This window comes from Cellvibrio sp. ARAG 10.3, from assembly GCF_051846955.1.
Classification (GTDB): domain Bacteria; phylum Pseudomonadota; class Gammaproteobacteria; order Pseudomonadales; family Cellvibrionaceae; genus Cellvibrio.
Window position 1 is genome coordinate 133,847 of sequence record NZ_JBPYCU010000003.1, and the last position, 23,710, is coordinate 157,556.

The following is a 23,710-nucleotide window of genomic DNA, read 5'->3' on the forward strand; positions in this document are numbered from 1 at the left end:
GTTTTATCAGGACGGATTCCCGAGCGAAAATTTTATCGGCACAAACAACTCCAACTCGCTACTGGCGAGTACCTCAGGCAAGGGTGGGAAAGGCGCTGCATCTTTGACCGCCTCTTCCGCCGCTTTATTCAGCAACACATAGTCAGAGGTTTCGATCGGCTTTAACGATTTAATATTTCCCTGGTCATCAATCACCAGATTAAATTTCACGCTGCCGGCTTGTTGCAATTGTTGCGCGCGCCGCGGATAACTGACACGGGCATAGATGGTGCCCAACACTTCGGAGATGTAAAACTGGCGCGCCAGCAGGGTTTGCGATGTTATCGCTGCACGTTCTTCTTCTGCGCCATCTTTTTCCGCCGCTATTGTCGCCGCTGCTTTTTTTACAGGCTCAGATTTTACCGGTGCCGGCGGTGCGCTGGCGACAACGATCGGTGCCGGAACCGGAATCGGCGCAGGCTTTTCCAGGCGCGGTTTATTCTCCGCTTCCGGCTTGGCCGCTGGTGCCGGCACAGGTGCCGCTGCTACGGTAACTTCCGATTCCTCCGCGGAGTCCGTTGATTTTTTCAGCCAATTTTCCACTACCGCGATACGGCTTAAGCGCGGCTCAAGGTGCAAATAGCGATGGCGCAAATCGGGATTGATATCGCCCATCAACAACAGGTCATCACGGTAGGTAGATGACAAGGGCACGCGCCCCAACCATGAACGTAACAAGAGTGCAAAAAAATTATCATCGGGAATATTGCCGAGCAAGGTGTTGTTCACTATCACATCCATCCCCTGACCCGGCACCACACTGAGCACAATGTGATCGTTGGTTTCAAAGCGTCCGCCAAACAAGCCGTCAAAGAGAACCATGTTGTCGGCCTGCGCCATGAGCACGGCAGAGGAGTTGTTGATCGCCGCACCTTCAATCCACATCCGACTGAAACGGCGCAGCGTCATGCCTTCCGGTGCGAGGATTTTTAATTCCATTCGCTTGGCAACAGGACTGGTAACCAGCACCTCGGCATCGCTGCTTAACAACTCGGTATACAGCGCTCCCCAGAATTGATCGCGCCCCAATTCCTTATGCAGGGCAATACCATTCAATAAAGGCTCTGCATGCACCATTCCGGACAACATCAATAGCAGCAACCCAAACCCTGCGCTGCAAAACCGCTTAAATGATCTACCGAAAAACATGACCTCATTACCCCACGTCAAAAAACGGCTGACCGGCCAATACCGATCATTCGACCGCGGGATACTAATCAATGAATAAGACAATTTAGCGACGGGCGAGATCAGGAATCCAGGTGGGGCTTATCTGTTGCGGAGGGACGACCGATATACAACAGGCGACCGTCGGGCAGGGTTCTTATACTGATTGTTCCCTGTTGATGAAGGTATGCCATAGCACGCTCAACCCTGCGACGCTCTTCGTGCAGGCGCTGCCGCAAAATCCACCATTGCAGGATGCCATCCAGCGTATCCGCAACCTGCTCGCGCCCCTGCAGATAGCGGGCAATTTCTTCAGCCAGGGATTGAATGTCCGGTTCCTCCTCATCATTTACCTTCAACTCGCCGCTCCCTGTTAATAGAGATTAGAAAAAAATACACACAGACCACGCACACCATTAGTGCAGCAAATAGCGTTGAGCAACATTTATACCAGTACGGTTTTATTGGCTAATCGATTGATCAGGCAATACTTTTTCTAACAGAAACCATAACAGGTGGGTCGACATTAACCCGCAGGCCTGTTGCTGCGCACTGTCACACCATCTTCATATTGGTATTTAACTGGCTTGCGCAGGTGGGTTCTTTTACACCCATAAAATAAAAAATGTGCGGAGCAGGGAAAATTGATATGCATTGCATATAGAACGAATCAGAATGAAATAAAAAGCGGCACGCTTGACGAAAGCATATTTATAAAATATTGGCACCTCTTCCCCTTGCCCCAACTTGATTTTGACTTGCCCTGTGTTAGCTTTATCAACCCGGTGTTAAAAAATGTATAGACGTTGATATGAATGGATGGAGTCATCAGGACGGTTGTTGATGTAAAACGATAAGACATCACCGGTAGTGATCTGTTAACAAGGACAATGGGAAGCTCACTATGAACAGCACCTCTGTTATCTCTTGTGGTGATAACGACCACAATCATCATTCCACGACTGACAATTCGCACCAGGCCTCACAGGAAAAAATCCGCTTGCTGCAGACGTTTACCGGCCTGAATCTTGTCGGCCATTCACCGACATTTGTCGATACGCTTCAATTAATTCAGAAGATCGCCCAGTGCCATGCGCCGGTATTAATCCGCGGCGAAACAGGAACGGGAAAAGAAAATGCAGCACGGGCAATGCATTATTTAAGCGAGCGGCGCGAGTGCGGTTTTATACCGCTTAATTGCGCGGCTATCCCTGATGAGCTATTTGAAAGCGAACTCTTTGGCCATGAGAAAGGCGCCTTTACCGATGCCAAAAGCAGTCAGGCCGGTTTGGTTGCCTTGGCTAATGGCGGCACTCTATTTCTCGATGAAGTCGATAGCCTGACGCCCAAGGCACAAGCAGCTTTGTTACGTTTCTTGCAGACGCGCGAGTACCGCCCGCTCGGCGGACGTGACACCCGTCAAGCCGATGTACGCATTCTGGCTGCCACCAATGCCGATCTCTCGCAACGCGTGGAAGAGAAATTATTCCGCGAGGATTTGTTTTATCGACTTAATGTACTGACGGTTTTTATGCCGTCGCTGCGCGCGCGGAAGGATGATATTCCGCTGATTGCCAGAGCGTTACTTCATAAATTTTCTGAGGAGTACCGCGCTGCCCCTAAACAGTTATCCGGCCAGTTCATTCATTATCTGATGCAGCAAACCTGGCCCGGCAACGTTCGCGAGCTGGAAAATACCCTGCTGCGTGCGTTTTTGCTGTCCCCCGAGACGTTACTGACTGCGCCTGCCGGGATGCCACCGGGCGATGCATTGTTTGAAACGCATTCACGCTTAGAAAAAAAATCGGGATTAACAAAACATGCAGCAGTAGAAGACAATTCGGCTTTAACAGGAAAATCGCCAGAGAGCGAAGTGCACAAAGCTGAGCATATGCTTCACTCTATCAATCCCCAGCTCAGCTTTCAGGATGCCAAGGCCGAGGTGATAACACAATTTGAAGAACAATACCTCAAGCAGGTATTGTCGATAACAGAAGGAAATGTATCAGCAGCTGCGCGTATTGCCGGAAAAGAACGACGCGCGCTCGGGAAGTTGATTCGCAAATACCGGATCGACAAAAGCCTTTATCAATCGGCACCGGCGTTTTAACGATAACTCGTTAATTTTTTTCCCGACTTTCGACCAGGTTTGTTATTAAATCAGGTTTGTTATCAAAAAGGAAAACCCCATTTCTGATAACAAACCTGATTCATCCTGCTGTAAAAACCCGCTTAAGGAACCGACACAGTCGACGCACTTAAATAGGCCTTGTTATCACTGACATCCACTGTCTTCCCCGCGATGGTAAACTCGCCATTGAGACGGATATCAGTAGAAGAACTGCCAAGCATCAATTCAATCTTGCCCGGCTCAACAATATAACGCATCTCTTGATCATAAAAACCCAGCTGATTCACCGCCAGCGAAAAGGTCAGGGTCACACTCTCTTTTGCTTTTACATGCACACGCTGAAAACCTTTTAATTCCTTGACGGGTCGCGTCAGGCTTGCAATCGGATCGCGTATATATAATTGCACCACTTCGTCACCGTCGCGCGAACCGCTGTTAGTCAGGGTCATGCGGATATCTACCACATCACCGGCCTTGGCCGAGGTTTTGCTCACCTGGAAATTACTGTAAGTAAATTGGGTGTAACTCAAGCCATGCCCAAAGGGATAAAGCGCGCTGGTTTCGGTAAACGCGTAACCGCGCTTGGCGGATGGTTTGTGATTGTAATAAGCCGGAATATGCCCGACCGAGCGGGGAATACTGACAGGCAATTTGCCGCCGGGATTTACATCGCCAAACAGAACCCGCGCAATGGCATGACCGGTCTCTTGGCCAAGGTACCAGCCTTCGATAATCGCCGGCGCCTGCTGCGCGATTTTGCTGATGGACAGTGGCCGGCCATTAATCAGCAGCACAACTGTCGGCTTACCGGTCGCCAATACCGCATCGACCAACGCCTGTTGTTCACCCACCAAGTCAAGACTGGTGCGATCACCGAGGTGGGTTTCCGCCCAGGCTTCGCGCGAGGTTGCTTCGTTATCGCCGACCACCACAATAGCCACATCACTTTTTCGTGCCGCAGCCACGGCTTTTTTAATCATCCCCTTCGTGTCTTCCGGCGTAGCCAACACGACTTCATCGGTATGCCAGCGTTCTTTGGAAAACGAATTAGCCGCAATTGAGTCGGCGCCCGCCTGCCAGGTATTCCGCGTTAGCAAAGTGCCTTGTGCGTGACGCAGGGTAATCCTGCCATCCAGATACTCCTCCAGCCCCTGTAAAATGCTGACCGTCTGCTTGGGTACGTCGCTATAACCACCGAGCAAGACTTCATCAATATGGGGGCCAATCAGCGCAATGGATTTCAGCTTATTGATATTCAGGGGAAGCAGGTTGTTGTCATTTTTTAATAACACCACCGCTTTCTCCGCCGCCAGTTGCGCGACCTGACGGTGTTGGTCGTTGCCAATAAATGCTTCAACACCCGCCGGATCAGTGTAGGGAGTTTCAAATAAACCCAATAAAAATTTTTCATGCAATACGCGGGCAACAGCTTGATTGATGACGGCTTCGTCGAGCTTGCCATCCTTAACTAATTGCACCAACAACGGAAAGGTTTCGCCATCGGGCATCTCTACATCGACACCGGCATTCAATGCAAGCATAGCGGCATCTGCCAGATTATCGGATAGCTGATGACGCGACACCAATTCCTTAATCGCGAAGTAATCGCTCACCAGAGTGCCTTTAAATCCCCATTCGCCGCGCAAGATATCGTTGAGCAATTTGCCATTCGCATGAGACGGCACACCATCGATTTCATTGTAGGAAGCCATCACACTGCGCGCGCCGCCGAGTTTCACCGCTGCTTCAAACGGAAACAGAAAAATTTCACGCAATAGCCGTTCGCCCACCGGCGCCGGTGCAGTATTCAAACCGCCTACAGGCTCTCCGTGCCCCGCAAGATGCTTAAGGGTGGCGATAACACGATCATCACCAATACGTCCCGGTTCATTGCCCTGGAAACCTTTAACACTGGCAACCCCCAGGGCTGCCACCAGGTAAGGGTCTTCGCCCATGGTTTCTTCAATGCGCCCCCAACGCGGATCGCGTGCCACATCAAGGATGGGTGTTAATGCTTGAGTACCACCGCGCCGGCGCATTTCCTGAGCGGATATCCGGTAAATGTCTTCAACAAGTTGCGGGTCCCAGGTACTGGCCAGGGCGATAGCCTGGGGAAAACTGGTGGCATCGCGCCCCGCGTGTCCGTGCAAGGCTTCTTCGTGGAAGATGGCAGGGATACCCAGGCGCGTATTTTCTATCAACCACCGCTGTGCCGCATTGACAAACACCACCGTTTGTTCGGGCGTTTTGTTGGGCGAAACCGGCGCTTTATTTTCTGAAGGACGCGCTATCTGACCAATCCCCAACCCAAGGATGTCTTTTGCTTTTGTCGGCGTAAAGACGCCGGATTCGGTTTCCAACTCCTGACGCTTGATCCACACAGCTTGCAACTGTGCCACTTTCTCTTCCAGAGTCATGCGTTTGATCAAGTCATTGACGCGCGCATCAATGGATTGGGTTTTGTCTTTGTAAAGCGGCTGGTCAGCCGGGGCACCGGATGCGGATAAACTGAGGCATACCCCGGCCATTAGCACGAGCTGATTGAATGTTGCGCGGACAGTTTTCATAGCAATAATCCCAAGCCGGTTTTTGTTATTGTTCGACGACGGCACATCGCCGCAACATGGGTGAAGGTCTTATTAAGGATAGTTAACACGATAAAAATAACACGGATAAAAAAATGCCGGTCATCCATTGGTGCTGGATGACCGGCAATCGGGGGCTACATAAAATCAGTAATTAACGAATATAACGATTAACGATATTTTCGTAGAGTTCTTGCTGGCCACTGATCTGCGCCGGCTCACCAACCTTGTTACCAATATCGGCCAGTTGTGCAAGAGTCATATCACCAGTTTCAAACAATGCACCATTACCGCTATCGAAGCTGGCATAACGTTCTTTGCGCATTTTTTCCAGCGGTGATTTTTGCAACAAATCGTCTGCGATAATCAATGCGCGCGCAAAGGTGTCCATGCCGCCAATGTGACCGTAGAAACGATCCACAAAATCGGTGGAGTTACGACGGGCTTTCGCATCGAAGTTCACACCGCCGCCCTGGAAGCCGCCGCTGCGCAGCAACACCAGCATCATGTCGACAGTTTCATTGATATTGTTGGGGAACTGATCAGTATCCCAGGCGTTTTGATAGTCGCCGCGGTTAGCGTCCATACTACCCAACATGCCGGCATCAGCAGCCACTTGCATATCGTGGTCCATCGTATGACCTGCGAGGGTAGCGTGGTTGGTTTCCAGGTTTAATTTGAAATCTTTATCCAGACCGTGGTGACGCAGGAAACCGATCACTGTCGCCGCATCAAAATCGTATTGATGCTTGGACGGCTCCATGGGCTTGGGTTCGATAAAGAAAGTACCTTTAAAGCCCTGGCCGCGCGCATAGTCACGTGCCATGGTCAGGAAGCGCGCCATGTGTTCCTGTTCGCGCTTCATGTCGGTATTGATCAGGCTCATATAACCCTCACGGCCACCCCAGAACACGTAGTTTTCACCATCAAGGGCGATGGTTGCATCCAGCGCGTCTTTCAATTGTGCGCCGGCATAGGCAACGGTATTGAAATCCGGGTTGGTTGACGCACCGTTCATGTAGCGCGGATTGGTGAACAGGTTAGCCGTGCCCCACAGCAGTTTTACGCCAGACGCTTTTTGTTTTTCTTTCGCATATTCAACAATGGTCTGCAGACGCTTGGAGGTTTCTGCACGGGTGTTGCCTTCGTCGATCAGGTCGATATCGTGGAAGCAGTAGTAGGGCACGCCCAGCTTGGTAATAAACTCAAACGCCGCATCCATTTTTTCGCGCGCGCGGCCTACGGCATCGGCGGTATTTGCCCAGGGGAAATGAAATGGGCCCGGGCCGAAAGGGTCGTGACCGGCGCCGCAGAAGGTGTGCCAGTAACATACCGCAAAACGGAAATGTTCTTTCATGGTCTTGCCGGCAACGACACGGTTCTCGTCGTAATATTTAAACGCGAGCGGATTATCAGAATCCGGACCTTCGTAGCCGATCTTGCCGATACCCGGGAAATATTCTTTGCTACCCAACACAATGCTCATAGTAACCAACCTCATGGATGTCAATGTTGATCACGCCTGCAAGCGGACAATGCTAAGGACAATGATCATCGGTAAAAAATTAAAAAATAAAACGGCCTTGCGATTGCTTACACGGGTAACAACGCTGCCCACTGTTGATAAGCATCCTGATATTGCGCAAACAGCGCTTTATCCGGCTCGACCACACCAACGCGTTGCAGACCATTGAATGCATCTGCTTGTGTTGCATAAAAGCCACTGCCCAACGCGGCTGCGCGAGCGGCTCCTTCTGCACCATCGGTTTCAAACAACTCAACTGCCGCTTGCGTGGTATTGGCAAATGCCTGAGTAAAGACATCGCTCAGGAACATATTGCCTTTGGCAGCACGCACAACTTCACAACGACCACCCAGGGCTTTTAACACATCGAAACCCTGGTTGAGCGAAAAGACGATGCCTTCTTGCGCTGCGCGCACCATGTGACCCAAACCATGGCGATTGAAATCCAGGTTGCGCAATTGCGCACCCAGATTTTTATTTTGATAAATACGCTCGGCACCATTACCAAATGGATGGAAGATCAAACCGTCGCTGCCTACGGGAATATCCGCTGCCAAGGCGTTTAACTGCGCATAGGAAACCGATTGACCGGTGGCATTTAATGTCTGGCGCAACCAGCTGTACAAACGGCCGGTGCCGTTCACACAGACCAGCACGCCGTTGCGCGGCTTTTCATCGCTATTGGTAACGTGCAAAAAAGTGTTGACCCGCGACTCCAGATCGGCGGCGGGTTTATCTGTTACACCATAGATTACCCCGGAAGTTCCCGCTGTGGCGGCTACTTCACCGGGTTGCAGCACATTAAGACTGAAAGCATTGTTCGGCTGGTCACCACCGCGATAACTGACGCGGGTACCGGCGCGAATCCCCAGTTCATCCGCCGCTGCGGCATTGACGATACCCTGCTCACCAAAAGATGGCACAAGCGTGGGGATAACGTCGGTAGAAATCTGCCAATGTTCCAACAACCGTGTCGCTACGGATTTGTTCTGGAAATCCCATAAGGTACCTTCCGACAGGCCGGAAGCCGTGGTGGTAATTTCACCGGTTAACTTCATCGCAATGTAGTCACCCGGCAACATCATCTTGTGCACGCGCGCAAAGGTATCCGGTTCATTCTCCTGAACCCAGCGCAATTTGGCGGCGGTGAAATTACCGGGCGAATTTAACAGGTGATCAAAGCAATAACCCTGACCGAGCTCCTGCAACGCCTGGTTACCATTAGCCACAGCGCGACTGTCACACCAGATAATTGCCGGGCGCAGCACCTGTTGTTGAGCATCCACCAACACCAGCCCGTGCATTTGATAAGAAATGCCGATAGCGCTGATGCGCGAAGGATCAATCTTGTCGCTGGCAAACAAACGGCGGCAGCCTTGTTTGACACAGTCCCACCAGACCGCCGGATCCTGTTCGGCCCAACCGGCCCGCGGACTCTGGATCGCTAATTCGCTCTCGGGATGCGAGATCGAGCCGAGACTTTTGCCGCTCTGCCCATCAAGTACGGATAACTTAACGGAGGAACTGCCTACATCAATACCTAAAAACAGCATGCTTATTCTCTTGGTTGACGCTTTTGTGAGTGTGTTTTGCGATGAACGACAGATCCGTAGACAATGGGATTTTCCCAGATCAATCGGACTGACGCAGGTTTAGCTGCCCATCAGCCGGGAAACCGCAAGATGGGGCAGATCATATCTTATTGTCCTACTGACCACAAGAATAATATAGTACAGCTTTACGGATTTTGCCTCCCCGGCACTGAAATTATCTTATTTATATTCATGCTCGACCATTAGGTGGCGGCCTTATACAATGCGGGAAGATTTGCCTGCCTGGTAGCCCGTATCGGCACGAGCTGCTGTACCGGACAGGGATCGGGAGACAAGCGCCGCCTGTGCGTCGCCATACCACCAATGAGGAACTATCATCGTGCCCACCCGCCACATTCCATCGTCACCCAAACACAGCCACGTCGAACCATTACATTCGCCCCAAAATGTTATCCAGGCGCTCTCTATCGACAACCTGATTTTCGGCCTGGACCACGACCAACTGAAAATTCTGCTGATCAAGCACCATGATCCCATCCATAAAGATAAATGGGCGTTGCCCGGTGGCTGGATTCGCTACGACGAGAATCTGCGCGATGCTGCATCACGTTTGCTGGAAGAATTGACGGGTGTTAAAGAGCTGTATCTGGAACAGTTAAAAGCCTTTGGCCGGGTAGACCGCTTTCCCAATGACCGCGTGGTCACCATTGCTTATTACGCCCTGGTCAGCGCCGAAGATTATCCGATGATTGAGGGTCAGAGTACCTCCTATGCGCGTTGGTTCAGTGTTAACAACCTGCCGGATTTGATTTATGACCATTCCGAAATCGTTGCGCACGGCATCAAGTTCCTGCGCCACCAGGTGTGCCATCAGCCGATCGGGTTTAACCTGCTGCCGGAAAAATTCACCTTGCTGCAATTGCAATCCCTGTACGAAGCCATCCTCAATGTGAAGCTGGACAAACCCAATTTCCGCCGCAAGATCATGAAGATGAACCTGTTGACGCCCTGCAATGAAAAGCAACAAGGAGTCCCGCATCGTGCTGCCAATCTGTATCGATTCGATGACGACGCCTATAAGAAGCTCACTGAGATGGGCTTTGCCTTCGAGATCTGATTATCATCCCCGCACGCAAAAAGTCCTCGCAAGAGGGCTTTTTGCGCTCCCAGACAGGACCAATGCCCCCTTCTCATTAGAGCAAAGTGCATTTGGTCAGCACATATAGTCAATAAAACCCTATTAAGCTAAGATTACCGCGTCATATCGTCAGGCACTTCAACCAATAGACCCTCGCCCGATGAAACCCGCCTGTCCTGCAAGGCATTTGACACCCGCGCCCGACCTGCCGGGAATGTTGTCCCGTGCATCAATATGCTATGGTCACCACGGCGCAGCCCGGCTGCCCATCGCCATGCTTCACTAGAGACAAATAGATAATTTCAATAATCAGGTATCACCATGAACGAGTCATCTACACCCACCCAGGCTAATAGTGCATTTATTATCCTGATCAGCTGTATTGCCACCATCGGTGGTTTTCTTTTCGGTTTCGACAGCGGCGTCATCAATGGCACCGTCGATGGTTTACAAACGGCGTTTAATTCCGACTCCATGGGAACCGGTTTCAGCGTGTCTTCCATGCTGCTGGGTTGCGCCGTCGGCGCCTTCTTTGCCGGCACCCTGGCGGACAAACATGGCCGCCGCGCACTCCTGATTGTGGCAGCGGTATTTTTTATCGTGTCCGCCTGGGGTTCGGGTATCGCCACCTCATCGCTGGAATTCATTATTTATCGCATCCTCGGCGGCCTTGCCGTCGGCGCCGCCAGCGTAATGTGCCCGGCATATATCAGCGAAGTGGCGCTGGCACGCTACCGCGGCAAGCTGAGCTCTGTACAGCAGATTGCGATCATCACCGGCTTGACGGCGGCATTTGTGAGCAATTACTTCCTGGCGGATATCGCTGGCTCATCGTTGTCTGTTTTCTGGCTGGGTTATGAAACCTGGCGCTGGATGTTCTGGGTCGAACTCGTCCCTGCCACCATCTTTCTGTTGGCCTTGCTAGCCATCCCGGAAAGCCCGCGCTTTTTGGTCGCCTCCGGTCAGCAAGCCCGCGCGCAAGCAGTGCTGAGCAAGCTTTATGGCACCATTGAAGGCGACATCAAGATGCGCGAGATCAACGCCTCACTCGCCGCCGACCACCACAAACCCCGCCTGTCAGACCTGATTGATAAAACCACTAACAAGATTCGCCCGATTATGTGGGTCGGTATTGGTTTGGCGGTATTGCAGCAATTGGTAGGCATCAATGTCGTGTTCTATTACGGCGCCGTACTCTGGCAAGCCGCCGGCTTTTCCGAAAGCGATTCCTTATTGATTAACGTGGTATCCGGTACCGTCAGTATCGCGGCCTGCTTTATCACCTTCTTTGTGGTCGACAAGATTGGCCGCAAACCTTTACTGTGGATCGGCTCCGCCGGTATGACAGTGACATTGGCACTGGTGGCCTTTGCTTTCGCTGGCGCTCCGCTGGACGAGGCTGGCAAATTGATGCTGTCCGACGATATGGGCGTGCTCGCGCTGGTGTCCGCCAACCTGTATGTGATCTTCTTCAACGTGTCCTGGGGCCCGGTGATGTGGATTATGCTGGGCGAGATGTTCCCCAACCAGATTCGCGGTTCCGGTTTGGCTGTGGCAGGTTTCGCGCAGTGGGCGGCTAACTTCGTGATCACCCTGACTTTCCCGATCCTGCTGGCCTCTTTCCTGGGATTGGCCGGCACTTACAGCATTTATGCCTTGTTCTCTGCGCTTTCCGTGGTCTTTGTACTGCGTTATGTGAATGAAACCAAAGGCAAAGAGTTGGAACAGATGGAGGGTTAAGCGCATTCGTTTCAGTGCCCAAATGACTTTGGAAGCCATCAGGTTTTCAGCTGGGGACGCTGTAGTCCGTTTGTCGTCAGGGCAGAGTGTTTCGAAAACGCATGAATACATCCTTGTAGCTCCCTCAAGTCATCCCTGACTTGAGGGTTTCGAAACACTCTGCCCTGACGACAAACTCGCACCAAGCCATCCTTATCTTGAGTTGTAATATCAAAGCCACCTGCGGGTGGCTTTTTTATTGGTGAATTTCTGCTTCGACCCCACCAACCAATCGCACATTCTTAATATTTCCGCCCTTGTAGTTTAGGGAGCTTTTCGTTAGCTTGTGGTTTCCTTGACAACAAGCTGGCCTCACTTATTGCTTTTTGGTACCCTAGTATACAAGTTAGCTTTCGGTGGGCCTCTAATAATAACGATCAACAGGTAAACATTATGCAACTCTCACCTCGATCCCCTTTACTTCTCTCCACGCTTTTATCCAGCTTTTTATTCCTTGGCGCCTGCGGCGGCGGAGGTTCCTCATCCGGCAATCCGAGTTCAGCCAGCGCCAGTTCCAGCAGTCAGACGAGCAGCGAGGCCAGTAGCTCAAGTGACCGCAGCAGTTCAAGCAGCAGCGAGGCCTTGAGCTTGCACATCCTGGCAGATTTTCCGATTGGGGTCGCAGTCAGTGCGGCGAATGAGCCGTCGAGCATCATGCAAGATAATGAAGCAGGCATTGCGCAGCGCGCTATCATCGAAGCGCATTTTGATCAATTGACGGCGGGTAACATCATGAAGATGAGCTACCTGCATCCGGCGCAGGATACCTATTTCTTCGACGATGCCGATGCCCTGCTCGACTACGCTGATGCCAATGGCATTAGCCTGCACGCTCACACCCTGGTATGGCATTCCGACTACCAGGTGCCCGACTGGATGAAGAACTTCGAGGGTGATGCGGCCGCCTGGCTTGCTATGTATAAAGAGCACGTTGAAACTATCGCGGGCCATTTTGCCGGACGCGTGCCCAGCTGGGATGTGGTGAACGAGGCTTTCAATGAAGATGGCACTTACCGAAATTCCCTGTTTAACCAAAAATTGGGTACCGCTTATATTGAAACCGCGTTCGCCAGCGCGCGGGAAGCTGATCCGCAGGCAGACCTGTATTACAACGACTTCAACATCTCCAATGGCGGAGCAAAATTCCAGGCCATGATCAATATGGTTGATGACTTTATTGCGCGCGACATTCCAATTGATGGCGTCGGCTTTCAGATGCACGTGTTTATGGACTGGCCCAGTATTGATGCGATTAAAAGCTCTTTTGCTGCCGTGGCGGAACGCGGCTTGAAAGTAAAAATCACTGAACTGGATATACCGATCAACAATCCTTACAGCCCAGGTTACAACTATCCCGATAACTACGAAGCCACCTTCACCGATGAACTGGCGGCAGCGCAGAAAAAACGTTATTGCGATATTGTTACTGCTTACCTCGACGCCGTGCCGGCAGATTTACGCGGCGGATTAACGGTGTGGGGCATTCGCGACAGCGACACCTGGCTGATCAGTGCTTTATTTGACGACAATCATGAAGATTGGCCGCTGTTGTTTGATAATAACTTTGATCCCAAGCCCGCATTCTACGGTGTGGCGGATGGACTAACCAACCAACCTTGTTTATAAACCGGAAGATAAAGAACCCGCTTGTGGATTGAAAAAGTCCGCAAGCGCGGTTGCGAGGAATGACGATGAATTATCTGCGCGCTGGATGGTAAACTGTTTAGCACACCTGCTGGTCCTTTCGTTTAGTGCGGCCTTTTTGTTTGCTGTTGGTCCTTTTTTGTTGAATAGTGACTCCCGTTTAAAGTGAATGCATCCATGCTGACTACACCCTCGATTCCGCTGCACTCCGCTCGTAATATTTCCACTATCCATCGTACAGTCCAATGGCTTGTTGCCTGGCTGCTGTTAATAGCCTGCTCATCTGCCTTCGCGCTGGGCGAACCGAATTACGTCAGCACCAAGTATAAAAAAGGCCATGTGATTATCGTCGGTGAAAAAGAAGTGGCGAGCCTGTATGTCGACGATCAGGACTACAAAGGTGTGCAACGCGCAGTGGGCAACCTGCAACTGGACATTGAGCGCGTCAGCGGAAAAAAGCCGGCGCTGACGAACAACCCCGAGGAACTGGGCCGTTACGCGATTATTATTGGCGCTATCGGCAAGAGTCAACTGATCGACCAGCTTATTGAAAACGGCAAGATCAATCCTTCAAATATCGAAGGTCAGTGGGACGCTTACCATATTCAAACCGTATACAAGCCCTTTCCCGGCGTCATTCGCGCGCTGGTGATTGCTGGTAGCGATAAACGCGGCGCCACCTACGGCACCTATGATGTATCAGAAAAAATCGGTGTTTCCCCCTGGTACTGGTGGGCCGATGTTCCCGTTAAACAAAAAAACCGGATCTACATCAAGAAAAATACACGCGTTCAGGATGCGCCCAAGGTGAAATACCGCGGCATTTTTTTGAACGACGAAGCACCCGCCCTGACCGGCTGGACAATTGAAAACTACGGCAACTACAACCACCAGTTCTACGAAAAAGTATTCGAATTATTGCTGCGCCTGAAAGCGAATTTTTTGTGGCCCGCCATGTGGAACAACGCCTTTGCCGATGATGACCCACAAAACATGATTCTTGCTGATGAATACGGCATCGTAATGAGCACATCGCACCATGAACCCATGATGCGCGCCGATAAAGAATGGAATCGTTATGGCAAAGGCCCGTGGGAATATTCGAAGAATCCTGAAAACTTATATAAATTTTGGGTAGACGGGGCCAAGCGCAACAAACCTTACGAGAGTATTTATACCCTGGGCATGCGCGGCCAACAGGACGAGCCCATGAGCGAAGGGGAAAACGTTGGCCTGCTCGAAAAAATTGTGCGCGACCAGCGGGAAATTCTCACCACTGTCTTTGATGATCGCCCGGTAACTGAAGTCCCTCAGGTGTGGGCGCTTTATAAAGAAGTACAGGGTTTTTATGAGCGCGGTATGCGCGTACCGGACGATGTGATCCTGCTGTGGTGCGATGACAATTGGGGCAACATCCGCCGTTTACCGACGCCGGAAGAGCGCAAACGTAGCGGCGGTGCCGGCGTGTATTATCATTTTGATTATGTCGGAGGACCGCGCTCCTATCGCTGGATCAACACTGTCCCTATCGCCAAGATCTGGGAGCAGATGAATCTTGCCTATCATTATGATGCCAACAAAATCTGGATCGTTAACGTGGGCGATTTGAAGCCCATGGAATACCCGATTGAATTTTTCCTGCGCATGGCCTGGAACCCGGAAGCCTGGCCCAAAGAGCGTATCGAAGAATTTGGTAAATTATGGGCGAAGCGTGAATTTGGTGCTGAACATGCGCAAGAGATAGCCGATCTGATGACTGGCTACACCCGTCACAATGGCCGCCGCAAGCCGGAACTGCAGGAAGCTTTTATCTACAGCCAATTGCATTACGACGAAGCTGATCGCATCACGGCTGAAGTAAAAGATTTGACCGCGCGGGCAGAAGCCCTGTACGAAAAAATGCCCGCATCCCATAAAGACGCTTTTTTCCAATTGGTGCTAGACCCGGTCAAAGCCAGTGCAACCATTACTGAGATGTATGACATGGTGGCCAAGAACCACCTTTATGCCAGTCAGGGGCGCGCGAACACCAACGATTATGCGGAGCGGGCACGAATCCTGTTCCGGCGCGACGCCGCGTTGGAAAAGCAATTCCATACCGAATTGAGTGATGGCAAGTGGAATCACTTTATGTCACAACCGCGCATCGGCTACACCCACTGGAATAATCCTCCGGCAAATACCTTACCGGTGTTGCATCAATATGAAGCACACGGTGCTGCCGATATGGGGATCGCGGTGGAAGGCATGAAAGAGGCCTGGCCCACACCGGCGTCTTATCAATTACCCGGTTTCAGTCCCTATGGCAAACCTCAACGGACGATCGAGGTATTTAACAAAGGGACACAGCCATTTAATTTTTCAGCCACAGTCAGTGAGCCTTGGATTATACTGAGCAATACTAGTGGACAAGTTAAGCTTAACCAGCCTATCCAGGTCAGTATTGATTGGGCTAGGGCCCCAAAAGGAAAGGCTAGCGGTACCATTCATATCGTCGGCACAGGCTTTGGCGGCGCGACCATCAAGGTCAATATAACCAACCCCGATGCCAAGGCGAGAGCCACATTGCGCGGGTTTGTAGAAGCTGATGGTTATGTGTCGATAGAAGCGGAAAATTACAGCGCGAAGACTGACTCGCACGGTTTTGCCTGGGAAAAGATTCCGCAACACGGCCGCACCTTGTCATCAATGGCGCCTTTTCCGGTCACTGATTTCAGCTTCGAAAATCCCAAAAAAGCCCCTTACCTAGAATATGAGGTGTATTTTTTTTCCACCGGCGAATTCACCGTTGAGTCGATCTTTGCGCCCAGCTTACCGATGTTCCCGCATCGCGGGTTGCGCTATGCGATTGGCTTCGGCAACGAGACACCACAGGTTATCGATATTGTGAAAGACATGAGCCAGGCGGCTTGGGAAGAATCAGTGCGCACCGACTCACGCAAGATTCTCAGCAAACACAAGATTGCGACACCGGGTTTACATAAGTTGCGCATTTATATGGTCGACCCGGCGGTAGCCTTGCAAAAAATAGTGATTAACACGGGGGGATTGATGCCCAGTTACCTCGGCCCCGAGCAAAGCGCCCGCTTTTAATTCGACAAAAGCAGGCTGGTACCATCCAATTAGCGAGCATGAAAGAATGAAAATTGTTGCAGCCAAAGTCATTGTTACTTCACCGGGCAGAAACTTTGTCACGCTGAAAATCATGACCGATGAAGGTATTTACGGCGTCGGCGACGGTACGTTAAACGGTCGCGAGAAAGCGGTAGTGTCTTACCTCGAAGATTATCTGATTCCGGCGCTGATTGGTCGCGACCCGCACCAGATCGAAGATATCTGGCAGTTTTTTTATCGCGGCGCTTATTGGCGCCGCGGACCTGTCGGCATGACAGCGCTGGCGGCAATTGATACCGCGTTATGGGATATCAAAGCCAAAGCAGCCAATATGCCGTTGTACCAGCTGCTCGGCGGCCGCAGTCGCGAGCGTATCATGACCTACACCCACGCTAACGGTAAGGATCTGGAATCTACACTGGAAGCTGTCGCAAAAGCACAAGCAAAAGGCTACAAGGCAATTCGCGTGCAATGCGGCATTCCGGGTATCGAAAAAACCTATGGCGTAGCCAAAAGCAACAAAAGTTACGAGCCAGCCGACAGTGATCTGCCTTCTGTTGAAACCTGGTCTACTGAAAAATACCTGAATTTTATTCCCGAAGTATTCGCCGAAGTGCGCAAGGAGTTTGGGCCGGATCTGCATTTGCTACACGATGTGCATCATCGCCTCACACCTATCGAAGCGGCACGCCTCGGAAAAGAACTGGAGCCTTATCATTTATTCTGGATGGAAGATGCCGTCGCGGCAGAAAATCAGGAAGCGTTCAAACTTATTCGCCAACACACCACGACGCCCCTGGCTGTGGGCGAAGTCTTTAACAGCATCCACGATTGCCGTGAGCTGATTCAAAACCAATTGATCGATTATATTCGCTCCACCATTGTCCACGCCGGTGGTATCACCCACCTGCGCCGTATTGCCGACTTCGCTGCGCTGTTCAATGTACGCACCGGGTTCCATGGCGCTACCGATCTATCACCGGTGTGCATGGGTGCAGCCTTGCATTTTGATTACTGGGTACCCAATTTCGGTATTCAGGAACACATGCCGCACAGCGCACAAATGGAAGACGTTTTTCCTCATGCTTACCGTTTCGATGATGGTTACTTTACGCCGGGTGAAGTGCCGGGGCACGGTGTGGATATCGATGAAAAACTGGCAGCACAATATCCTTATAAACGCGCGTGCCTCCCGGTAAATCGATTGGAAGATGGCACCTTGTGGCATTGGTAATTCAAACGCGTTAATTCTTTTTATTATTCAGGTTGTATTTATGCCCAGAAAATCTCAGCTCATCAGTGTTGTTATCCTGTCCGGTGCGCTTTTAGCCTGCCAGGATAAGACCGCAGAGACCAGCGTGTCCGCCAGCTCGGTAGATAAACAATCGTCAGTCGCTGTTGAAGTTGAACACGTCGAGGCTAAAGACAAACCGCAATTTGCAGCCGAGCCGCTGGTCAGCCATATCTATACCGCTGACCCGTCTGCGCACGTCTTTAATGGACGGCTTTATATTTATCCGTCCCACGATATCAAGACAGACATTGCCACCAGTGGTGAAGGTGATCGATTTGATATGAAGGACTATCACGTACTTTCGATGGATAAGGTGGGTGGAGAGGTGACCGACCACGGTGTTGCGCTGGCGCTTGACGATATACCCTGGGCGAGCCGGCAATTGTGGGCTCCCGATGCCGCTGAAAAAGATGGCCGGTATTATTTGTATTTTCCGGCTAAAGATCAGCAGGGTATTTTTCGCATCGGTGTAGCCGTGAGTGATTCACCAAGCGGCCCGTTTAAAGCACAACCCGAACCTATTGAGGGCAGCTACAGTATCGATCCGGCTGTCTTCAAAGACAGTGACGGCAGTTACTATTTATATGTCGGCGGCATCTGGGGCGGCCAATTACAACGTTGGGGCAGCGGTAATTATCAGACCGCCGATCAATATCCTGCCGAAGATCAACCGGCGTTAATGCCCAAGATCGCCCGCCTGAATGACGACATGCTCAGTCTGGCCGAAGCGTTAAAAGATGTGCAGCTGCTGGACGAAGAGGGCCAACCCTTAACGGCAGGCGACAATGCGCGGCGTTTTTTTGAAGGGGCCTGGGTCCACACTTATAACGGCAAGTATTATTTTTCTTACTCGACTGGCGACACGCATAACATCGCCTACGCCATTGGCGATAATCCCTACGGACCCTTTACCTATCAGGGCATCATCCTTGAGCCGGTGCTGGGCTGGACAAACCATCATTCTATTGTGGAATTTAAAGGCAAGTGGTATCTGTTCTACCACGACAGTCAACTATCCGACGGAGCGACGCACCTGCGCAATGTCAAGGTGACGGAGTTAACTCACAACCCTGATGGCAGCATTCAAACACTGAGTGCGTTTGTGAAGCAGTAGTCAGTAATAGGATAGAAACCGGGCCGCACGCCCGGTTTTTTACATCATTAATTTCTCAGCTTTGCAATGCTCGGCGATAAACGCCGCGTGGGATGGCATGACTTCAACGGAACGATCAATCACTGACTTAATCCCCGCCATACGTTTTACCAGTTCGTCCTTCGGCATTACATCCACAATCGGGTGGTAGGCGCGCGGTCGGATGCCCTGGCCATGCATCACCTCCAACCAACTCAGGTCATTGAACATCTCCACACTGTTGCGGTAAATCCGGCCATTCTTTTTAAACTGATTGATCTTCTGTTGCAGCTCCTCCGGTATCGCCATGGTACGGCAATAGTTCCAGAAAGGTGAATCATCGCGCGTGGTTGCGTGGTAGTGCAGAATCAGGAAATCGCGAATACGGTCGTACTCAAAATGCGCCTGACGATTAAATTCATCGATATCTTCCTGATCAAAATATTTGTTGGGAAATAAACTCATCAGCCGCGCGATACTGGATTGCACCAGGTGGATACTGGTGGATTCAAGTGGTTCCATGAAACCACTGGCCAAACCGATAGCCACACAATTTTTATTCCAGAATTTATGGCGTTTACCCGTGGTAAATTTAAGCATGCGCGGTTCAGCCAGCGGTGCTCCGTCGAGATTGTTGAGGAGAATGTTCACCGCCTCATCGTCACTCATGTAATGACTGCTATACACGTGACCATTACCAATGCGGTGCTGCAACGGGATACGCCATTGCCAACCCGCCGCGTGTGCGGTGGAACGTGTGTAAGGCGCAGGGTCACCCGCACTTTCACATGGCACCGCCCAGGCGCGATCACAGGGCAACCAATGGGTCCAATCTTCATAGCCGGTTTTTAATGTCTGCTCTATCAGCAAACCGCGAAAGCCCGAACAATCAATAAATAAATCACCAGGGATCAGCGCTCCATTTTCCAAAGCAACGGATTCGATAAAGCCATTGTCCGGGTTCAGGTTGGCATGGGTAATTTTTCCTTCCGTTCGAACAACCCCTAATTGCTCCGCGAATTCGCGCAAATAGCGCGCGTAAAGCCCGGCATCAAAATGAAATGCATAGGCAATGTTGGACAAGGGCGAATTACCTGCATCGATAGAGCGCATAAATTTTCCTTTACGCGCCGCGATAGCCGTGAGGGTGTATTCGCCGATGTCCGGCACCTCACCCGCCTGATACAACTTTAACCAGTAATGATAAAACTGGATTGCATCCATATCCTTGCCTACTTCGCCAAAGGCATGAATATATGAGCTGCCGATATGACTCCAGTTGACAAATTCGATACCCAGTTTAAATGTGCCCTGGGTGCGCCGCACAAAGTCGTCTTCGTTCAGACCCAACAAGCGATTGTATAACTGGATTTGCGGAATCGTGGCCTCACCAACACCGACAGTGCCGATGTCCTCAGACTCAATCACCTGAATGTTGCAGTATTGATTTTTAAGTACCTTGGCCATGGCCGCAGCGGTCATCCAACCGGCTGTACCACCACCGACGATAACAATGCGTTCAATGCGATTATCAGGCATAAATGTCTCCAGGACTAACGAGCAGGACAATAACGGGTAAGCACTTGCTGATGGCTGGGCATAGCCACAACGGTTTTTTGAATTGCCGCCTTGATGTGTTGGTGTTGTTGCCGCAATTCTTTTTCTGTCAGGGCGTCTGTCATTACGTCATAGCGTTCCGGCCATATTTGCAAACCGAAGAAAAATGCAGCCCACAGCGAATCCGATATTACATCATATTCGTAGGCCGCAATGCGGCCACGGTGGCGGAATAATTCGAGCCGGTGTTGTAATGACACAGGGATTGGCTTTTGCTGGCAAAGAGAGCCAAAAGCGGAATGGGTATGCATCAAATGTTGATGGGCAATATGAAAATCCCGCAGCTGCTCAAATTCAGCCAGGCTTAAACGATTGTATTCGGCGATGTTGCAGGGCTTACAGGTTTTGTCCGGAAAGTAATCCAACAAACGTACCAGCGCCGACTGCGCCCACTGCAACTCCGAAATAGCCAGGGACGTTATGTTACCTGCCGCCGCACCAACAGCTACGCAGTTAGCTTTCCACCAAACAGCGCGGCGACCCGGTCTGATTCGCCTGGATGTATAGCTGACATCTGACGGGAATCCGAAGCGCTGCATCGCCTCAGGTAGCGACGCTTCACGCAACATATCAGAACAATAAATAAATTGGTGAATATTCCGTTTCTGCAAGGGAATTATTCTATGCCATCCCCACGGCATGGCCTGGACTTGGGTTAGTGGAAGCAATGTTGTCGGTGTTTCGGTGTGTGGGTGGGCTAGATTCATCACCTGGTCAGCAGGTAATTCATCCGCCCAGGACTCATATTCAACAGCTAACGCCGGATCACCAATCAGCACCGACAGTTCACCGGAACAGTCAATAAACAAATCGCCCTCGACCTTACTGTTATCGTCAAGCACCAGTGTTTTGATAAAGCCCGAGTCAGGCCAAAGCTCCAGACCGCACACGACCACCTTACGGGTGGTTACCTGTAAGTAGTGGGCATAATCCTGCAAGTATTTTTTATACGCGTAGGTGTCAAAGTGCAGACCGCATGACAAGGTCGACAGGATGGATTTTTTATCCGGTTCCGAAAAGGCAAACTTTCCATGTCGCGCCGCAACCGCCGCCAGAAAAAAATCTTCGTAGGGCGTATCATCACCCGCGTGATGTAATCTGATCGCCTGTTGCTCAAAGGCAGCCGTTGTGGTGGAAAGCTTGCCCAATGGATGAATGAAACGGCTGATATTATTGCCACGATATTCCGTGCCCAGCTTGAAACTTGCAACGGTAATACTCATCAATTGCCGCTCATCAAAGCCCAGCATTTGATGCAAGGGACGCACACCGGGCAGACTTGATTCTGCCATGTCATCGGCCGGTAATCCGGGGATATCAAGCAGGGTGATATGGATATTTTCCGCTTTCAGACCGCGCGCCAGAATTGCCGCCGCTGTCCAGCCAATAACACCACCACCGACAATAACGATTTTTTTGATGGATTCACTGTTCATTGTTGTAGACCATAGAGGCTCATACTCGCCTCCGGGTATCGCGCCTGCATAGCATTCACTGCCGCTTGAATCGCACTGCTGTGACTGGGCATTGCATCAACATCCGCGCGAATGCCTTGATGGATTGTTTGCAGATAATCCGCTATAGCTTCCCTTGTATGTCGCACAACACGTGCATCGTGCCCCTCAGGAATTACCCCCTGCCCGATATAGACCGCCAGCCAACTGGGCAACATGAATAATCCCTGCTGGTAATGTTCGATGTGGGCCGATTCGCGAAATAAATGTATCTTACGTTCCAGCTCTTCAGGAACCGCCATCGCTCGACAGGCATCCCAAAATGCTTCACCGTCTCTGGCGTTAGCCTTGTAATGCAGGATCAGAAAATCCCGCACACGGCGATATTCAAGATCAATATGACGATTAAATTCTAATTGATTGATTGCAACAAAATCCGCATCCGGAAAACACTCCAACAATTTCAAAATCCCTACCTGAATTAAATAAATACTGGTGGATTCAAGCGGTTCCAGAAAGCCACTGGCCAAACCAATCGCAACACAGTTTTTATTCCAGCTTTGTTTGCGCCGTCCTGTTACAAAACGCAGGAAGTTGGGCTCGCCGGTGGGCGCACCTTCTAGCTGGCTGCGTAATTGATGCAAGGCTTCATCATCACTGAGATATTCACTGCAATAGACCTGACCATTACCGGTGCGATGTTGTAAGGGAATGCGCCATTGCCAGCCAACTTTTTGCGCAATCGCGCGCGTATAGGGAAGCGGTTCGCGGATGCGCTCACACGGCATGGCAACAGCGCGATCACAGGGAAGCCAGTGCCGCCAATCTTCATAGCCGGTTTTAAGCGCACCTTCAATCAACAATCCTCTGAAGCCGGTGCAGTCGATAAACAATTCTCCGTTCAGTTGCTCACCTGTCTCGAGCACCAGGGATTCAATGAATCCCGTTGCCGAAGAAAGTTGGACTTGCTCAACCTTCCCTTCAATACGCACAACACCTTTTTGTACTGCGTAGCCCCGCAAATATTGCGCGTAGAGCGAAGCATCCAGATGAAATGCATAACCAAAATCTGAGCGGGGGGATGCCGGGTTTACATCGGGATAGGAAAATTTTTCCGCAAGCGCCGCAACCGCTGCAATCGAATAATTTTCCAGCGGTGAATCGTCGCCCAAAGCCCGCAGACGCAACCAATAGTGATGAAAATCGATTCCGCTGATGTCGTGACCATAAAGGCCAAAAGGATGAATGTAAGACGTATCCGGAGAACCCCAGCCGGTAAATTGGATACCAAGTTTGTAGGTCGCCTGGGTCGCGCGGACGAATTCGTTCTCATCAATACCCAGCAACTGGTTGAAGTGACGAATATGAGGAATGGTCGCTTCACCAACACCGACAGTACCGATTTGCTCGGACTCAACCAGCGTAATATTGCACAGCGCCGAAGGCAGGAAACGCACTAATGCCGCAGCTGTCATCCAACCGGCCGTACCACCACCGACTATCACAACCTGCTGAATTCGTTGGCCTGGCATACCACC

General features: G+C 51.1%; 15 protein-coding genes. 7 read left to right on the plus strand and 8 right to left on the minus strand.

The features are described from left to right. Nucleotides 1-6 precede the first annotated feature (6 nt). Together ACSV5M_RS05300 and ACSV5M_RS05305 are read right to left on the minus strand one after the other, a co-directional pair. Entirely contained in the window at nucleotides 7-1,140 is a 1,134-nt protein-coding gene (locus ACSV5M_RS05300; protein WP_439174563.1) for a TonB family protein, read from the minus strand. Nucleotides 1,141-1,289: 149 nt separating this feature from the next. Continuing rightward, nucleotides 1,290-1,565, minus strand: a complete 276-nt coding sequence (locus ACSV5M_RS05305; protein WP_439174564.1) for a hypothetical protein — start codon at nucleotides 1,563-1,565, stop codon at nucleotides 1,290-1,292. A 545-nt stretch (nucleotides 1,566-2,110) separates the two neighbouring features. Between ACSV5M_RS05305 and ACSV5M_RS05310 the strand changes: the two genes are divergently transcribed. Beyond that, nucleotides 2,111-3,316 carry a sigma-54 interaction domain-containing protein gene (locus ACSV5M_RS05310; RefSeq protein WP_439174565.1) on the plus strand — a complete coding sequence of 402 codons (1,206 nt, stop codon included), beginning with the start codon at nucleotides 2,111-2,113 and terminating at the stop codon, nucleotides 3,314-3,316. A 122-nt stretch (nucleotides 3,317-3,438) separates the two neighbouring features. Here ACSV5M_RS05310 and ACSV5M_RS05315 read toward each other — a convergent pair whose 3' ends face one another. The 3 genes from ACSV5M_RS05315 to ACSV5M_RS05325 all read right to left on the minus strand — a co-directional run bounded on the left by ACSV5M_RS05315 (nucleotide 3,439) and on the right by ACSV5M_RS05325 (nucleotide 9,000). Continuing rightward, nucleotides 3,439-5,904, minus strand: a complete 2,466-nt coding sequence (locus ACSV5M_RS05315; RefSeq protein ID WP_439174566.1) for a glycoside hydrolase family 3 N-terminal domain-containing protein — start codon at nucleotides 5,902-5,904, stop codon at nucleotides 3,439-3,441. Between the two features lie 172 nt (nucleotides 5,905-6,076). Then, nucleotides 6,077-7,408: a xylose isomerase gene (xylA, locus tag ACSV5M_RS05320; RefSeq protein ID WP_439174567.1), complete on the minus strand. Its 1,332-nt coding sequence runs from the start codon at nucleotides 7,406-7,408 to the stop codon at nucleotides 6,077-6,079. Nucleotides 7,409-7,515: 107 nt separating this feature from the next. Further along, on the minus strand, nucleotides 7,516-9,000 hold the full coding sequence (locus ACSV5M_RS05325; protein ID WP_439174568.1) for a xylulokinase: 1,485 nt from the start codon (nucleotides 8,998-9,000) through the stop codon (nucleotides 7,516-7,518). Nucleotides 9,001-9,379: 379 nt separating this feature from the next. On the opposite strand from ACSV5M_RS05325, the gene ACSV5M_RS05330 reads away from it, so the two are divergent. The 6 genes from ACSV5M_RS05330 (at nucleotide 9,380) to ACSV5M_RS05355 (ending at nucleotide 19,083) form a co-directional block, all read left to right on the plus strand. Further along, the gene (locus ACSV5M_RS05330) at nucleotides 9,380-10,117 is read left to right on the plus strand and encodes an NUDIX hydrolase (RefSeq protein WP_439174569.1); all 738 of its coding nucleotides are present in this window, start codon (nucleotides 9,380-9,382) and stop codon (nucleotides 10,115-10,117) included. Between the two features lie 342 nt (nucleotides 10,118-10,459). Next, nucleotides 10,460-11,878 (plus strand): sugar porter family MFS transporter, encoded by a 1,419-nt coding sequence (locus ACSV5M_RS05335; protein ID WP_439174571.1) that lies wholly within the window; start codon nucleotides 10,460-10,462, stop codon nucleotides 11,876-11,878. 432 nt (nucleotides 11,879-12,310) lie between these two features. Beyond that, complete coding sequence (locus tag ACSV5M_RS05340) at nucleotides 12,311-13,543, plus strand: endo-1,4-beta-xylanase (RefSeq protein ID WP_439174572.1); 1,233 nt, start codon at nucleotides 12,311-12,313, stop codon at nucleotides 13,541-13,543. 195 nt (nucleotides 13,544-13,738) lie between these two features. Continuing rightward, a complete protein-coding gene (locus ACSV5M_RS05345; protein WP_439174573.1) occupies nucleotides 13,739-16,654 on the plus strand; it encodes a glycosyl hydrolase 115 family protein in 2,916 nt (971 codons plus the stop codon). A gap of 46 nt (nucleotides 16,655-16,700) precedes the next feature. Beyond that, entirely contained in the window at nucleotides 16,701-17,909 is a 1,209-nt protein-coding gene (gene manD / locus ACSV5M_RS05350; RefSeq protein WP_439174574.1) for a D-mannonate dehydratase ManD, read from the plus strand. A 40-nt stretch (nucleotides 17,910-17,949) separates the two neighbouring features. Beyond that, nucleotides 17,950-19,083, plus strand: a complete 1,134-nt coding sequence (locus ACSV5M_RS05355) for a glycoside hydrolase family 43 protein (protein ID WP_439174575.1) — start codon at nucleotides 17,950-17,952, stop codon at nucleotides 19,081-19,083. A 39-nt stretch (nucleotides 19,084-19,122) separates the two neighbouring features. On the opposite strand, the gene ACSV5M_RS05360 is transcribed toward ACSV5M_RS05355, so the two are convergent. From ACSV5M_RS05360 to ACSV5M_RS05370, 3 genes are read right to left on the minus strand one after another with little or no spacing between them, the layout of a single operon-like run. After that, nucleotides 19,123-20,640 carry a tryptophan halogenase family protein gene (locus ACSV5M_RS05360; protein ID WP_439174576.1) on the minus strand — a complete coding sequence of 506 codons (1,518 nt, stop codon included), beginning with the start codon at nucleotides 20,638-20,640 and terminating at the stop codon, nucleotides 19,123-19,125. A 14-nt stretch (nucleotides 20,641-20,654) separates the two neighbouring features. Next, complete coding sequence (locus tag ACSV5M_RS05365) at nucleotides 20,655-22,154, minus strand: tryptophan 7-halogenase (protein WP_439174577.1); 1,500 nt, start codon at nucleotides 22,152-22,154, stop codon at nucleotides 20,655-20,657. After that, the gene (locus ACSV5M_RS05370) at nucleotides 22,151-23,704 is read right to left on the minus strand and encodes a tryptophan halogenase family protein (protein WP_439174578.1); all 1,554 of its coding nucleotides are present in this window, start codon (nucleotides 23,702-23,704) and stop codon (nucleotides 22,151-22,153) included. Before ACSV5M_RS05370 ends, ACSV5M_RS05365 begins: the two co-directional genes overlap by 4 nt. Nucleotides 23,705-23,710 lie beyond the last annotated feature (6 nt).